Raw genomic sequence first — 15,451 nt, forward strand, 5'->3', positions numbered from 1 at the left:
CCCCGGGAGCCCGATCCGATCATGAGCGAATCCACCCATCCCACGATCTCGCCGTCCGACACCGCCCGGCCGGAGCCGGCCACCGCCGGCCATCAGGGCTCCGAAACCCAGGTGGGGAGCGTCTTCGTTTCCAACTACCCGCCGTTCTCCGCCTGGTCGAAGGAACAGCTCGCGGCGGCCGAAGAGGCCCTCACCGCGCCGCCCGAAAACGCCGACGAGCCCTTCGGCCTCTACTTGCACCTTCCGTTCTGCCGCAAGCGCTGCAAGTTCTGCTACTTCCGCGTTTACACCGACAAGAACAGCGGCGAGATCGGCCGCTACACGGACGCCCTGGCCAAGGAAGTGGAGATCTACGCCGGCAAGCCGGCGCTGGCCGGACGGCCGCTGCGCTTCGTGTACTTCGGCGGTGGCACGCCGTCCTACATCAGCGTGCGCCACCTCACCGCACTGGTCGAGCGGCTCCGCCAGGCATTCTCCTGGGACGCGGTGGAGGAGGTGACCTTCGAGTGCGAGCCGGGCACTCTCACCCGCTCGAAGCTCGCAGCGATCCGGGAACTGGGGATCACCCGCTTGTCCCTCGGCATCGAGAACTTCAACGACGCCATCCTGCGGGAAAACGGCCGTGCCCACCTGACCAAGGAGATCGATCGGGTGCTGCCTTGGATCGAGGAACTCGATTTCGACCAGCTCAACGTCGACCTCATCGCCGGCATGGTCGGCGAGACCTGGGACACCTGGCGCGAGACCGTTGCCCGCACCGTCGACCTGGCGCCGGACAGCGTCACCGTGTACCAGATGGAGCTGCCCTTCAACGCTCGCTTTTCGCAAAAGCTGCTGGACGGCGAGGGGCTTGAGCAGCCGCTGGCGGACTGGGAAACCAAGCGCGCCTGGAACGACTTCGCTATCGAGCAGCTCGCCGCCGCCGGCTACGAGGTGTCCTCCGCCTACACCATGATCCGCCCGGGCAAGAAAGCATCGCGCTTCCTGTACCGCGACGCCCTGTGGCACGGCAGCGATCTGATCGGCACCGGGATCGCCTCGTTCTCTCACTTCCAGGGCGTGCACTTCCAGAACACGGCGAGCTGGGCGGACTACCTGGCCGGGATTGAGGCCGGAGAGCTGCCTTGGTTCCGAGCCTTCGAGACGGCCGCCGAAGATCGCCTCACCCGGGAACTGATTTTGCAGCTCAAGCTGGGTGAGATCTCGCCGGAGTCCTTCGAGCAGAAGTTCGGGGTGGATGTGCTGCGGCGCTACGAGCCGGCCTGGAAGGACCTGGAGGAGCGGGGGATGCTTTCCGTCGAACCGTCCGGCGCGGTGGAGTTGACCCGCGCCGGCCTGCTGCAGGTGGACTCTTTACTGCCGAACTTCTACGCCGAGACCTATCGCGGCGCCCGCTACACCTGATGCCTGCAACCTACTGCGAGGCCGTATGTCATTGAATCTGCTGCGTTATCCACAGTACCTGCTCCTCGACGTACTACAAGTACGCCTTCGTCACAGAACCCGTGGATGCCTTGCATCTTCAACGACCTACGGTCTCTCGCTACGGTTGCAGATGAGCAATGCGGGCAACCCTTGCCGCTTCGGAGAATCATGAGAAAGCACTTCTGCCTCGCGCTTCTCTCTCTTCTCGCGCTCTGCCTGGCGCCGACCCTGGCGGCCGAGGACTGGCCGCGCTTCCGCGGTCCCGAGGGGACCGGTATCTCCGCCGAGGCCGGCCTGCTGGACTCCTGGGATGAGGGTGGACCGAAGGAACTCTGGCGCCGGCCCCTGGGGCGGGGCTTTTCCGGAGTGTCGGCGGTCGGCAACAGCCTCTACACCTTGTTCGCGGACCGCTCCGGCGAGTACCTGGTCAGTCTTGCCACTGCGGATGGTTCTGAACGCTGGCGCTACCGGCTGGACGATCTTTACGCCGACAGCCAGGGCGATGGCCCGCGGTCCACTCCGACGGTGAGTGACGGCGTGGTCTACGCTTACGGCGCCCAGAGCATGCTCGCCGCTGTTGACGCCGAGAGCGGCAAGAAGATCTGGAGCCAGGACCTCAAGAAATCCCTCGGTGCCCGTCCGCCGCGCTGGGGCACCAGCGCCCAGCCGGTGGTAGATGGTGATCTCCTGCTGGTTGACGTCGGCGGCCGCGATGGCGCTTCCGTTGCCGCCTTCCGCAAGCTCACCGGAGTGCTGGTGTGGTCCGCCGGCAGCGACAAGGCCGGCTACTCCATGCCGCTACTTGTGGAGGTGGGCGGAGTGCGCCAGGCGATTTTCTTCACCGCCACCCAGATCCTTGCGGTGCGGCCGCAGAGCGGCGAGGTGCTGTGGCGGGAGCCCTGGTCCACCAGCTACAACGTCAACGCCGCGGCGCCGATCCTGGTGCCGCCGAGCCGACTGTTCATCTCCTCCGGTTACGACACCGGTTCGGCCCTCTTCGAGATCGAAACCGAAGGAGACAGGGCCTCCGTCCGCAAGGTGTGGGACCAGCGGCGAATGAAGAATCAATTCTCCAGCTCGGTCCTCTACCGGGGCGCGATCTTCGGTTTCGACAACTCGATCTTGAAGGCCATCGACCCGGCCACCGGCGAGGAACTGTGGAAGGCCCGCGGGTTCCAGCACGGTTCCTTGACGGCGGCCGACGGCAAGCTGTTCGTGCTCGGGGAAGGCGGCCGCTTGGCGCTGGTCGAGGCCACGGCGGAGGCCTACCGTGAAATCTCGTCCGTCGAGCCTTTCAAGGCCAAAGCCTGGACCGTGCCCACCCTGGCCGACGGCGTGCTCTACCTGCGCAACGAGAGCGAGATCATCGCTCTCGACGTCAAGAATTCCGCTTCCACGTCGACTCAACCCTCGGAGACCACCGCCAAATGACCTCGACCTTTCTTCTACGCCGCGCCGTTCTCGCCGGCGCTTGTACTCTATTGTTGGCTTTTCCTCTAGCGGCTCAGGATCCTGAAGCGGAGACTGAAGAGTCCACGCCATACCTGGTGGAGGGCGGCGAAGTGCGGGTGGAGGCCGACTTGCCCTGGGTGCCGACTTCCAATACCGTCGCCGCCAAACTGCCGCTGACCCTGGAGCGCACCCCGGCAAGCGTCGCCGTCATCCCGATCGGCCTGTTCGAGGATCAGGGGGGTCAGGTGCTGGGCGACGCGCTGGAGAATGCCGCCGGCCTCAATGTGCAGACCGGCAACGGGGTGTTCGATTTCTTCGTCGTGCGGGGGCTCGATTCGATCTCCTCAGGGCTCATCCTGACGGACGGTGCGCCGGAGCCGGAAACCACCTTCTACCAGCTCTACAACGTCGAGCGGGCGGAGGTCTACCGCGGCCCGACGGCCTTCCTCTACGGCGGCAGCCCGCTGGGCGGCACCGTCAACCTGGTGCGCAAGCAGCCGCTGCCGGCCTCCTTCGGCCGGGTGGGAGTGGGTGCCGGCAGCTTCGGCACCCTCGAAGGCACTTTCGATGGCAACGTCGCCGCCGAGGACGGCCGCTGGAGCTTCCGCCTGAACGGCCTGTGGCGCGAAACCGACGGCTACCGCGACGACAAGGCGATGGAGACGGTGTCCTTCAACCCGGCCTTCACCTGGCGGCCGAGCGACGATCTGTCGATCAACGTCAATCTCGAGCGACTGGAGATCGACGGCGAGAGCGATGCCGGCCTGCCGCTGTTGTTCGACGGCCGCGGCGGCGCTTCGCTCGCGCCGGTGCCGCGGGAGCGTTCCTACCAGTCGCCCTTCGACGTCTCCGACCAGACCCTCGACCGCGCCCAAGTGGACATCGAGCGGCGCTTTGGCGACCGCTTCCGGCTGCGCGACAAGGTGTACTTCCGCAACCTCGACTGGGACTCCAAGGGCACGGTGTTCAACGGTGTTTTCCCGCTGCCCATGGGTAATCTGGTGGTCAGCCGCAGCCTGCTGCTGCTGGACGACGAACAGACCCTCTTTGGCAATCAACTCGAAGGCATTGCCGAACTCACCACCGGCCGGGTCGAGCACTCGCTGCTGGTGGGATTCGAAGCATCGCAGCTTGAAGACACCTTCACCTTCGACGTGGCGGCGCTACCGGAGATCGATCTGTTTGCGCCGGTGGAGGGCTCGCCGGCTTCCCTCGATCAGCTCTTCCGCATTCCTGGCCAAGGCCGCTCGGTAGATGCCCGCAGCCGGGTGCTGGCGCCCTATGTGGTGGACCAGATGCGCTTCGGCGAGCGCTTCGAGCTGCTCGTCGGCCTGCGCTTCGACCGGGTGGACTTCGAGGACGATGCTTCCGGTGCTTCGCGCGACGACGACGAAGTTTCGCCAATGATCGGCGCCGTCTTCGCCGCCACCCCCAAGGTCACCCTCTACGGCAACGCCGGCCAGGCCTTCGCGCCGCCGTCGACCTTCGCTACGGACGCGAGCCGGGTTCCGGAAGAAAGCCAGCAGGTGGAGGCCGGGGTGCGCTTTTCCGGGCCGGTGGAGGGGAGCGTCGCGGCCTTCCGCCTGGAGCGCGAGAACATCGCCATTCCGGTGGGTTTCGGCGCCGAGCGGCAGGTGGGCGACCAGCAGTCCGAAGGCCTGGAGGTGGAGCTGCGCGGCGATCTGCCCACCGGCACCCGCTGGCTCCTCTCCTACGCCTACACCGACAGCGAGATGACCCGCTTTTCCGAGCTGGTGTTCTTCTCGCCGGTGCTGCCGCCGCTGCTGCTCGACTACTCCGGCAACCGCGCGCCCTTCGCGCCGGAGCACTCGGCGCGGGCGTGGTTCAGCCACCGTTGGGGCAACGGCTTCGGCGCCGCCCTGGGCGGCCGCTACCTGGGCGAGCAGTTCATCGACGAGGACAACGTCTACGCCATCGACGATTCCCTGGTCGCCGACGCCTCGCTGTTCTACGAGCGCGGACCTTGGCGCCTACGTCTTCACCTCGACAACCTGACCGATGAGGATGTGCTGACCCGCGGCTTCCAGAACACCTCGGTGATTCCCACCGCCGGTTTCTCGGCCTTCTCGTCCTTTGATTTTCGGTTCTAGGGGCCGCGATAGAACCGCCGGCTTGGAATGAACTTCTATGAGTGACAACAGGATTCTGGACTACGACGTCATCGTCATTGGCGGCGGTCCCGCCGGCGCCACCGCCGCGACCCTGGTCGCCGATGCCGGCTATCGGGTGCTCTTGGCCGAGCGCAACGACGGCCCGGTGTTCAAGATCGGCGAGTCGCTGATGCCGGCGACCTACTGGTCCCTGGAGCGCCTCGGGGTGCTCGAGCGGATGAACGAGAGTGCCTTCCCGAAGAAGTACTCGGTGCAGTTCTTCAACCGCCACGGCAAGGGCGCGTCACCCTTCTACTTCTTCGAGTCCGACGACCACGTGAGTTCCCAAACCTGGCAAGTGGAGCGCAGCCAATTCGACGGCATGCTGCTCGACAATGCGCGGGATAAGGGGGTAGACGTGCGGTTCTCCTCTCCCGCCAAGGACGTGCTTTTCGACGGCGACCGGGCTTGCGGCGTGCGTCTGGAGCTGGACGGCGGCGAGGCCCGGGACGTCTCCTGCCGGGCGGTGATCGACGCCAGCGGCCAGCGTGCCTTGCTCTCCCGCAAGTTGCGCATCAAACAGGACCATCCCTGCCTGCGCAACGCCTCCTACTTCACCCACTTCGCAGGGGCAAAGCGCGACGAGGGCCTCGACGAAGGAGCCACCCTCATCCTCCACACGGAGAATCAGGACTCCTGGTTCTGGTTCATCCCGCTGCCCGGCGACGTGGTGAGCGTGGGGGTGGTGGGCTACGTGGACTACCTGCTCAAGGGCAGGCCGGCGGATCCGCAGCGGGTGTTCGACGAAGAACTCGCCAAGTGCCCGGCGCTCCACCCCCGCCTCGAAGGTGCGCGGCAACTGCGCGAAGTGCGGGTGCTCAAGGACTTCTCCTACCTCTCCGACCAGATGGCCGGCGACGGCTGGCTGCTGGCCGGCGATGCCTTCGGTTTTCTCGATCCGATCTATTCCTCCGGCGTCTTCCTGGCTATGAGGTCCGGTGAAGTAGCGGCCGATGCGCTCCTCGCCGGTTTCGCCGAGGGCGATCTGTCCGCCGCCAGTCTGCGTCGCCACGAGGCCGAGTACGTCGCCGGCATGACCGCTATCCGGCGCTTGGTGTACGCCTTCTACGACAAAGGCTTCTCCTTCGCCCGATTCTTGAAGCGCTTCCCGGATTGCCGCGAGCCGGTGGTCGACCTCCTGGTGGGCAACGTCTACCGCAAGCCGGTGGATCACCTGATCACCGCCCTCGACGCCTTCCAGGGCCGCGGCGCCGGCGCCCCGGTGGCGAAATCGGCCCGGGCTTCCGCTCCTCCCAGCCCGGCATGAGGATCGCCTACATCGCTGCCGGCGCCGCGGGCATGTACTGCGGCACCTGTCTGCACGACAACACCTTGGCGGCGGCACTGATCGAAATGGGCCACGAGGTGGCCCTGGTGCCGATCTATACCCCGATGCGGACGGATGAGGAAAACGTCAGCGAAAATCGGGTGTTCTACGGCGCCGTCAACGTCTACCTGCAGCAGAAGTCGGCTCTCTTCCGCCACACTCCAGCGTTCTTCGACCGCCTGCTCGACCGGCCGGCGCTCCTCGAACAGGTTTCCAAGCTGGGCGCCTCGACGGACGCCGGCGAGCTGGGTGACTTGACCCTTTCGGTCCTGCGCGGGGAGGAAGGTCACCAGGCCAAGGAGCTCGAAAAGTTGATCGCCTGGCTCGAAGACTTCCAGCCGGATCTGGTGCAGCTCACCAACGCCATGCTCTTGGGGATGGCGCCGGCCATTCACCAAGCCCTCGGCGCACCGGTGGTCTGTGGCCTCACCGGCGAAGATCTTTTTCTGGACTACTTGCCGGAGCCGTCCCGCGGCCGGGTGGTCGAAGAACTGCGCCGCCGGGCGGGCGACGTCGAGGCCTTCATCGCCAGCAGCCGGTACTACGCCGAAGAGACCAAGGAGCGCCTGGGGATCCCGCCGAAGAATCTGTTCGTTGTGCCCCTCGGGGTGCGGTTGAGCGATGTCGGGCCGGCGGCGACGCATGCACCGGGAGATTCGCCGACCATTGGCTTTCTGGCGCGCCAGTGTCCCGAGAAGGGGCTGCATCACCTGGTCGAGGCCTTTCGGCGGCTCGCGTCGGAGACCGCCATGAGCCCCCGCCTGGCGATCGCCGGCTATGTCGGCCCGCGGGACCGAGAATTCGTTGCCGGCCTGGAGCGACGGGTGGAGGAATGGGGCCTGGCGGACCGGGTGACCTTCCACGGCGAGGTGGACCGCCAGGGCAAGCTCGACTTCCTCTCCGGCCTCGATATTCTCAGCGTGCCGACGGACTACCGCGAAGCCAAGGGCCTGTATGTGCTCGAAGCCCTGGCCCACGGTGTGCCGGTGGTGCAGCCGCGCCACGGTGCCTTCCCGGAGATGGTGCAGGCCACCGGCGGTGGGGTGTTGACGGATCCTGGATCCATCGACGACCTGGTCCACGGCCTGCGGCGCTTGGTGGAGAACCACAGTTTGCGAGCCGAACTCGGCCGCCGCGGCCGGGACATGATCCAGCGCCGTTTCCACGCCGCGGCGATGGCCGAAGAAACCCTGGCGGTGTACCGCAGCGTCCAGCAGAGTCGAACGGCGGCCGCGGTCTAGGGCGGCCCGATTCTAGGGGGCTGTTCCAGCCCCCTAGCCCCGAAAAAGTGCGACTTTTCGGGGCTCACCCCCGGCAGGGCGCCCCCGAGTCGGCTTCGCCGGCTCGCCTTTTGGGCTCGCTCGTGCTCCGCGCCTGGCAACTCTGGTGTTGGTGCTAGAGATTCTGCGCGTCCATCTATACTGGCGGCCATGACCGAGACCTCTCCTTCCCCACCGTTGCCCGTCGAGGCCGGCCCGATTCCCTCCGAGGGCCCGGTCTCCGGCATCGACGTGCGCCGGCGGGTCGAGTTCGCCGACACGGATCTTGGCGGCATCGTCCACTTCTCGCGCTTCTTCGTCTTCATGGAGACCGCTGAGCACGAGCTGCTGCGCGCCCTCGGCACCCTCGTCCACACCCGCCACCAGGGCCACGCTATCGGCTGGCCGCGGGTGGAGGCGCACTGCAAGTATATGAGCCCCCTGCGCTATGGCGATGAGGTCGAAATCCGCCTGCGGGTGGCCCGCAAGGGGCACAGCTCGATGACCTACGAGGCGACCTTTTGGGTGGGCGAACGGAGGGTCGCGGAGGGCCGCATCTCCTCCGTTTGCTGTGTGCTCGACGATCCGGCGGGGATCCGCCCGGTGGCCATTCCGCAGCCGCTGGCGGATCGTCTCGCAGAAGCGCTCTAAGGTCTCATAGAAACTCTCCGTGAGGCCCTCCCGCCGAGGGGAAAGAGTTTACGGATTGACGCATCTTGGGCTCCTCCGGTTATCTCTTTGTTCCGCCAATCCATCATTTCGTCTTTCGATAATTTTTTTTCGGAAAGTTCATTTTTTGCGAATAATTTCATCCCAATAAAATAATTATTATTCTTGAATGAATCTCTGCGGTTGCGGGTAAACGTCTGGAATCAGGGGAGTTATGGTTGCGTCCGGCGACGATTAGGGCTAGATTCAACGCCATGACGCGCTTCGAGAATATCGGCAAGGCCCTGCGGCTCATCCGCGAGAAGAACGGCAAGAGTCAGAAGGAGTTGGCCCTGGCCGCCGGCATCACGAGCGCCATGCTCAGCAACTATGAGACCGGTGAGAAAAAGCCCTCCCTCGACAGCCTCGGCAAGATCATCGATGCGCTGGATCTCTACCTCGGCAAGTTCGATGATGCCCTCGACGTGGTCAACGACCGGCCGATGCGCAACCAGCGCTTCGGTTACGTCAGCGGCCGCGGATTCACCCGCGAGGAGATCGACGTCAAGGCCTTCCTCGGTATCGAGGAGGCACTCCCGGCGGAACTCGAAGAGGGATTCGCCGACATGATCCACGGCTTTCGCCAGATTTCCCGCTACATGTACGAGACCGCCGTCAAGTCCGGCCGACTTCCTTCCTAGGAGGGCTGGGCGTCCGCGTGCGGGACCGCCCCCTCACCGCCAATCAGTGTCCTTCTTGGCGTCTCACCCCTTCGCGGGCCGCCCCACCCCGGCGGCTCTGCCGCCGCCTCGCCCTTCGGGCTCGGTTGCGGTCTGCTCGGGTAGCAGATCGCCAGCGCAGCTCTGAGGAAACTTGTGCTCGTCACCCCCAAAACGCCCCGCCGATCACCCGCAGGACGGTTTTTCGCGCCTCCGGATAATCCTCGTCGCATTCGTCTTGTCGAAAATTGTGCGCGACGGTGGAGTACCGAGGGCTCCCTTTGTCGCGACGAGGCGCGACCTTGTTACTCCCAGGGGAAATATTTGACGAAAGTGTAAGTATCTGACCCCAAAGGGTTTATCTTGCCACGAAGGCAGTAAGCAAGTAGATTGCGTGCATGCCTGTTTTCGACGGACTCGGTAAGGCTCTTCGCTGGCTGCGCGCCAAGCAGGACAAGCGGCAGTACCAGGTGGCGGAGCTGGCGGGAATCACCAAGGCGATGCTCTCGGCCTACGAGACCGGCAAGCAGCGGCCGTCTCTCGAAACCCTAGAGAAGATCATGGAAGCGCTGTCCGTCGATCTGTCGGATCTCCACGAAGCGATTCTCGTCATCACCGAAAACACCCCGCTCGGTGGCTGGACCCGCCGGGCGAGCACCCTGGGTGGCGGACGGAATGAGCCGGCCCTCGACATCTACCGCATCCTCAACGTCGACCGCACCCTGCCGCCGGAGCAAGAGCAGGCTTTCACGGAGATGCTGCGGGGTTTCCACCGGCTGATGCGCTTTATGCACCGCGGCATCGACCGCGGCGACCCGGAGCCGGAGTAGAGCCCCCGGCCTCAACCGGTAGACTTTCCGCCGTGGCACACCGCGAAGGGGTCATCGGGTTCGAGCTGGATCACCGCCGGCAGCGGCTGGCCGATGAGGATCTGTCGCACGGCGGCCGACTGCTCGTCTGGCGTAGGATTCTGCGCCGGCGAAAGCTCCTAGGACAGGCCGCCCACCGCTATGAAGGTCTCGGCTACGGCAATCTCAGCCGGCGCCTGCCTCCCTGGCAGGCACCGCCCGGCGAGCGAGCGTTTCTGATCACCGCTTCGCAGACCTCCGGCCTGCCCGATCTGACGGCCGAACACTGGAGCCGGGTGGCGGCCTGGAAGCTGGGCGGCCATTCCCTGGTCAGCGTGGGCGAAGGGTTGCCTTCGAGCGAAAGCCTGTCGCACGCCGCCCTCTATGACCGTTCGCCGGAGGTGCGGGCGGTTTTCCACATCCATTCACCGCCGCTCTGGAACTATGCCCTCGCCGAGGGCTGGCCGGCCACGCTACCCTCCGCCGCCAACGGTACTCCGGAACTCGCTCTGGCGCTGCGAGAGCTGGAGGCTCCCTGGCCGGCCGGCGTGATCGTGCTGGCCGGCCACGAGGACGGTCTGCTGGCCTACGGACGGAGCGAGGACGAGGCCGGCGGAAAGCTTCTCGCGGCTCTCCGCCTAGCTATCTGACATCGAGTTCCGAGCCTAAAAGGCGAGGCGGCGGAGGTGGTGGGTGGTGACGATCAGGTCGGGCAGTTCGGTGGTGGGCTCGCCGGCGAGCCGCAGGGTGTGCCCTTCGGCCCGCTCGGCCAGCGCTTTGTGGTCCTCTAGCCAGGCGCTCACCGGAGAGTCGCCCTCCGCTCCCGAGGTCTCGATCAACACCCGGCGGGTGAGCCTTCCCTGCAGACCGTAGAGATCCTGGATCAGGGTGTCCGCGGCGGCTTTGAGATCGGCGTTCTCTTCTCCGAGTTCCGCCGCCCGGCGGCGTAGGGTGGCAAGGCGGAAACGGACCTCCAGCTCCAGGTAGACCTTCGCCGTGGCGACCACATCGACGCCGGCTTCCCGCGCCACCGCCACCAGGTCGCAAACAGCGCCGAGCAGGTCGATGCAGGCGAAGCGTTTCGCCAGGCTCGCCGGTACGCTGCGCTTCATCAGGTCAGCGGCGCGCTGGCGGGCGGCGCTCCGCTGATCCGGCGGCAGCAGTTTCGTCGCTCCGATCGCCGCGTCGAGCACCGCCGTGGCCGCCGGGCGGAGCTCGGCAATGCGCTCCGAGAGATTCTTCAGGTTGCCGCCGTTGTGCCGCAGCAGCCACAGGCTGGTGCGCTCGATCAGGCGGGCGATGGCCTGCATCAATTCCACCTGGAGAGCGGCCGGCACCTCCAGGTCCAAAGCCTCGACCTCTGCCCAAAGTTGCCGCAACCCGAAGGAGTCGCGGGCGACGACAAAGGCGCGGGTGATGTCCACTGCCGACGCGCCGGTTTCCTCGCCGATCCGGCTGACGAAGGTCGGCCCGACGCGGTTGACGACACTGCTGGCGAGATGGGTGGCGATGATCTCGCGGCGCAGCCGGTGCTGCCGGATGTCGTCCGAGAAGCGTTCCGCCAGGGGACGCGGGAAGTACCGGATCAGGTCGTGCTGCAGCTCCGGGTCGTCCGGCAGGCTGGAGGGCAGGATCGCCCGGTAGACGGCGATCTTGGCGTAGGCCAGGAGGACCGAGAGTTCCGGTCGGGTGAATCCGCGCTCCAGGTCGCGGCGCTGTTCGATCTCCTCGTCCGTCGGCAGCTTTTCCTGTTCGCGATCGAGGCCCGCCTTGCTCTCGAGCGCCCGCAGGGTCTGGGCCTGGGCATCGAGGCCCTGCACGCCCTGCGCCTCCTCGACGCTGATCGCTTGGGTTTGCAAGTAGTTGTGGGTGAGCACCAGGCGGGCCACTTCGTCGGTCATCTCCGCCAGCAGGGCGTTGCGGCCCGCGACGTCGAGATCGCCGCGGGCGACGACGTCGGCGAGCAGAATCTTGATGTTGACCTCGTGATCCGAGGTGTCGACGCCGGCGGAGTTGTCGATGGCGTCGGTGTTGAGGCGCACCCCGGCCGCCGCCAGCTCGATCCGCCCCCGCTGGGTGACGCCGAGGTTGGCCCCTTCCCCCACCACCTGGGCTCGCACCTCCGGAGCGTCCACCCGCAGTGCATCGTTGTGGCGGTCGTCGGCGGCCAGGTGATTCTCCGAGTGGGCTTTGACGAAGGTGCCGATGCCGCCGAACCAAAGCAGGTCGACGGGGGCCTTGAGAATCGCCCGGATCAGGTCGTCCGGGGCGAGGGCGGCGCGCGCCACGGCGAGGCGCTCTTGGATCTCCGGGGTCAGCTCCAGGGACTTTTCGGAACGCTCGAAGATGCGGCCCCCGGGCGAGAGAACCGTCACGTCGTAGTCCGTCCAGGCGGAGCGCGGCAGCTCGAATAGGCGCTTGCGCTCGGCAAAGGAAGCGGCCGCATCGGGGTTCGGGTCGACGAAGATGTGCAGGTGGTTGAAGGCCGCCACCAGCCGCGTGTGGGGAGACAGCAGCATGCCGTTGCCGAACACGTCGCCGGCCATGTCGCCGACGCCGACGGCGGTGAAGTCCTCGTCTTGGATGTCTCTGCCCATCTCCCGGAAGTGCCGCTTGACGGATTCCCAGGCGCCGCGGGCGGTGATGCCCATGGCCTTGTGGTCGTAGCCGGCGGAGCCGCCGGAGGCGAAGGCGTCGCCGAGCCAGAAACGGTAGTCCAGGGAGAGGGCGTTGGCGATGTCCGAAAAGCGCGCCGTACCTTTGTCGGCGGCCACCACCAGGTAGGGGTCGTCACCGTCGTGTCGGGCGACCCGCGGTGGCGGGATCACTTCGCCGCCGTCGAGACTGTCGGTGATGTCGAGCATGCCGCGCACCAGGTTGCGGTAGGCCTCCACCCCTTCTTCGGGACTGGGGCTGCGCCCGTCCGGCGCCTTCACCACGAAGCCGCCCTTGGCCCCCTCCGGCACGATCACCGCGTTCTTCACCCGCTGCGCCTTCACCAGCCCGAGGATCTCGGTGCGAAAGTCTTCGATGCGGTCGGACCAGCGGATGCCGCCGCGGGCCACCCGCCCGCCGCGCAGGTGCACGCCTTCCATGGTCGGCGAGTAGACGAAGATCTCGTAGGCCGGCCGCGGCTCCGGCAGGCGGTTGACGAAGCGCGAATCGAACTTGAGCGACAGATACTCCTTCGGCTGCCCGGCGGCGCTAGGCTGAAAGTAGTTAGTGCGCAGGGTGGAGCGGATCAGGTTGACGTAGCGCCGCAGGATGCGATCTTCGTCGAGCACCCGCACGCCCTCCAGGGCTCGACGCAACTCGCCGCGCAGTCTGACGGTGCGTTCCTTGGCCTCGCCCTGGCGCTCGGGATCGAAGCGGGCCTGGAAGAGCTCCACCAGCAACCGCGCCGGCAGCGGGTTGCGCACCAATGTTTGCTGCATGTAGGCCTGGCTGAAGGCGGTGCGAATTTGCCGCAGGTACTTGTAGTAGGCGCGCAGAATGACCACCTCGCGCCAGTGGAGGGCGGCGGCCAGCACTAGGCGGTTGAAGCCATCGTTTTCCACCTCGCCGTTCCACACCCGGGTGAAGGCTTCCCGGAAACGCTCGCCGTCGCCGTCACCTTCCCCTTGGGTCTCGAGATCGATGGCCGAGCCGTCCGCCCGCATCAGTTCGAAGTCGAGCAGCCAGGTGGAGGTCGCGGAATCCTTCGGGTGAATCTCGTAGGGTTGCTCGGCAACCACCTTGAGGCCCATGTTCTCGAACATCGGCACGATGTCCGACAGCAACCGCAGGGCCTTCGAGTAGATCTTGACCCGCATGCTGTGGGGCGGATCTTCAGCGGAGCGATAGACGCTCAGGCGCAGCTCGCCGTTTTCCGCCACCCGGGCGATCGATGCGAGATCGGCAATCGCCGCCGCGGCATCGAAGCGGGCGCGGTAGGCGGCCGGGAAGGCTTTGCGGCTGCGGCCGTAGATCGCCTGGCCGGCCTCCTCGCCGTGGAGCGCGATGAGGCTTCGCTGGAGGTGGTCTTCCCAGGTCAGGGATGCTGCTTCGAGGCGCTCGCGGAGTTGCCGCACGTCGAACGGCGGGATCTTTCCGCTCCGGGTGCGCACGATGAACAGCACCCGCGCCAGCGGCGAGTCGCTGGTCTGCACGTCGAAGGCGCGCAGGCGGCCGTTGAAGGCCACGCTGAGAATCTCCGCCATCGTCTCGCGCAGCTCGGTGTTGTAGCGGTCCCGGGGGACGTAGACCAGACACGAGACAAAGCGGTCGAAGGGGTCGCGCCGCACGAAGAGCGCCAGGCGCTGGCGCTCCTGAAGATGCAGAATGCCGAGGCTCAGGTCGTACAACTCGTCATCGGACATCTGGAATACTTCGTCCCGCGGCAGCGACTCGAAGATGTGCAGCAGTACCCGCTCGGCGTGGCTGTCCTCGCCGAACTCGGCACGTTGGAGCACCCGCTGCACCTTGGGTCCGAGGAGCGGCAGGCGCTGGACCGAGCCGTCGTAGACTTCCGAGGTGAAGAGGCCGATGAAGCGGCGTTCGCGATAGACGCGGCCTTCGTCGTCGTAGCTCCGCACGCCGATGTAGTCCATGTGCACCGGGCGATGGACCGTCGAACGGTTGTAGGTCTTGGTGATGAACAGCGCCTCCGGTCCCTTGGCGTGTTCCGCCGCCTCCGGCGATAGAGGGGTCCGGGAGCGCTCGACGGAAGCCTCGGAAACCTGGCGCAAGAGCCCCAATCCGCTATCCGGATCGACCCGCAGGAAGGTGCCGTCGGTGTTCTCGACCAGGTCGTACTCACGGTAGCCGAGGAAGAGGAAATGTTCCTTGAGCCAGCGGAGAAAGGTCACCGTTTCTTCGGCCTTGGTCGGTTCGATCACCGGCGGATCGACGCTCAGCTCGGCGAGCGCTTCGTCCACCCGCTGCCCCATCACGGCGAAGTCCTCGACGGCGGCGCGCACGTCCGCCAGCACCCTGGCCAATCGGTGGGTGATCTTCTCGCGGCGGCCGGCGGCGGCGATGCGGTCCACCTCCACGTGGATGAACGATTCCGGTTGGCCGGACCCCGGTTGGCCAGACCCCGGGAGGCGGGACCCCGGTTGGCCGGACCCCGGTTGGCCGGACCCCGGTTGGCCGGACGGGGACCCATCGTCTGTCTCAAGCTGGCGGTGTCCGTCCTTGGCGGAGCGCTCGATGCGCACGGTCGGGTGGGCGACCAGGTGGAGGGTGAGACCCCTGCGGTTGAGGGCGCCGGTGACCGACGACACCAGGAACGGCATGTCGTCGTTGACGATCTCCACCACCGTGTGCCGGGCCTGCCAGCCATCTTCCTCGGCGGTGGGATTGAACATCCGCACCTTCGCCTCGCCGGGCTTCCGCTGAACGCCAAAACGCCACAAAGAAAGGGCGGCGGCGAGCAGGTCGGGAACGTCCGTCGCCAATACGTCGGACGGCGCGACGGTGGCGTAGTACCGCCGCAGGAAGCGCGCTACCTCATCGTCGAAGGATCCGGAGTCGCGGCGATAGAGTTCGACGACCTCGTCGATCCTCTGGTCTCGGAGTGAGTGGGAATCGGTCATGGCAAGGCTCAGGTGTTAGGGCGCTA

The 15,451-nt window shown here is 66.2% G+C and carries 10 protein-coding genes; 9 read left to right on the forward strand and 1 reads right to left on the reverse strand.

Annotated features, from left to right (window positions below; genetic code table 11):
- The first annotated feature begins 21 nt into the window (after positions 1-21).
- The 9 genes from AAF481_08630 (at position 22) to AAF481_08670 (ending at position 10,499) form a co-directional block, all read left to right on the forward strand.
- The gene (locus AAF481_08630; protein ID MEM7481224.1) at positions 22-1,404 is read left to right on the forward strand and encodes a coproporphyrinogen-III oxidase family protein; all 1,383 of its coding nucleotides are present in this window, start codon (positions 22-24) and stop codon (positions 1,402-1,404) included.
- A gap of 189 nt (positions 1,405-1,593) precedes the next feature.
- Positions 1,594-2,856 (forward strand): PQQ-binding-like beta-propeller repeat protein, encoded by a 1,263-nt coding sequence (locus AAF481_08635; protein MEM7481225.1) that lies wholly within the window; start codon positions 1,594-1,596, stop codon positions 2,854-2,856.
- On the forward strand, positions 2,853-4,988 hold the full coding sequence (locus tag AAF481_08640; protein ID MEM7481226.1) for a TonB-dependent siderophore receptor: 2,136 nt from the start codon (positions 2,853-2,855) through the stop codon (positions 4,986-4,988). The genes AAF481_08635 and AAF481_08640 overlap by 4 nt, the downstream gene beginning before the upstream one ends.
- Positions 4,989-5,025: 37 nt before the next feature.
- Positions 5,026-6,315 carry a tryptophan 7-halogenase gene (locus AAF481_08645; protein MEM7481227.1) on the forward strand — a complete coding sequence of 430 codons (1,290 nt, stop codon included), beginning with the start codon at positions 5,026-5,028 and terminating at the stop codon, positions 6,313-6,315.
- Positions 6,312-7,616, forward strand: a complete 1,305-nt coding sequence (locus AAF481_08650) for a glycosyltransferase family 4 protein (protein MEM7481228.1) — start codon at positions 6,312-6,314, stop codon at positions 7,614-7,616. The genes AAF481_08645 and AAF481_08650 overlap by 4 nt, the downstream gene beginning before the upstream one ends.
- Positions 7,617-7,805: 189 nt before the next feature.
- Positions 7,806-8,285, forward strand: a complete 480-nt coding sequence (locus AAF481_08655; protein ID MEM7481229.1) for a thioesterase family protein — start codon at positions 7,806-7,808, stop codon at positions 8,283-8,285.
- A gap of 272 nt (positions 8,286-8,557) precedes the next feature.
- Positions 8,558-8,983 carry a helix-turn-helix transcriptional regulator gene (locus tag AAF481_08660; protein ID MEM7481230.1) on the forward strand — a complete coding sequence of 142 codons (426 nt, stop codon included), beginning with the start codon at positions 8,558-8,560 and terminating at the stop codon, positions 8,981-8,983.
- 416 nt (positions 8,984-9,399) lie between these two features.
- The gene (locus tag AAF481_08665) at positions 9,400-9,831 is read left to right on the forward strand and encodes a helix-turn-helix transcriptional regulator (protein ID MEM7481231.1); all 432 of its coding nucleotides are present in this window, start codon (positions 9,400-9,402) and stop codon (positions 9,829-9,831) included.
- Between the two features lie 32 nt (positions 9,832-9,863).
- Positions 9,864-10,499, forward strand: a complete 636-nt coding sequence (locus AAF481_08670; protein MEM7481232.1) for a class II aldolase/adducin family protein — start codon at positions 9,864-9,866, stop codon at positions 10,497-10,499.
- Between the two features lie 15 nt (positions 10,500-10,514).
- On the opposite strand, the gene AAF481_08675 is transcribed toward AAF481_08670, so the two are convergent.
- A complete protein-coding gene (locus tag AAF481_08675; GenBank protein MEM7481233.1) occupies positions 10,515-15,425 on the reverse strand; it encodes an NAD-glutamate dehydrogenase in 4,911 nt (1,636 codons plus the stop codon).
- Positions 15,426-15,451: the final 26 nt, after the last annotated feature.

The organism is Acidobacteriota bacterium (genome assembly GCA_039030395.1).
Taxonomy (GTDB): domain Bacteria; phylum Acidobacteriota; class Thermoanaerobaculia; order Multivoradales; family JBCCEF01; genus JBCCEF01.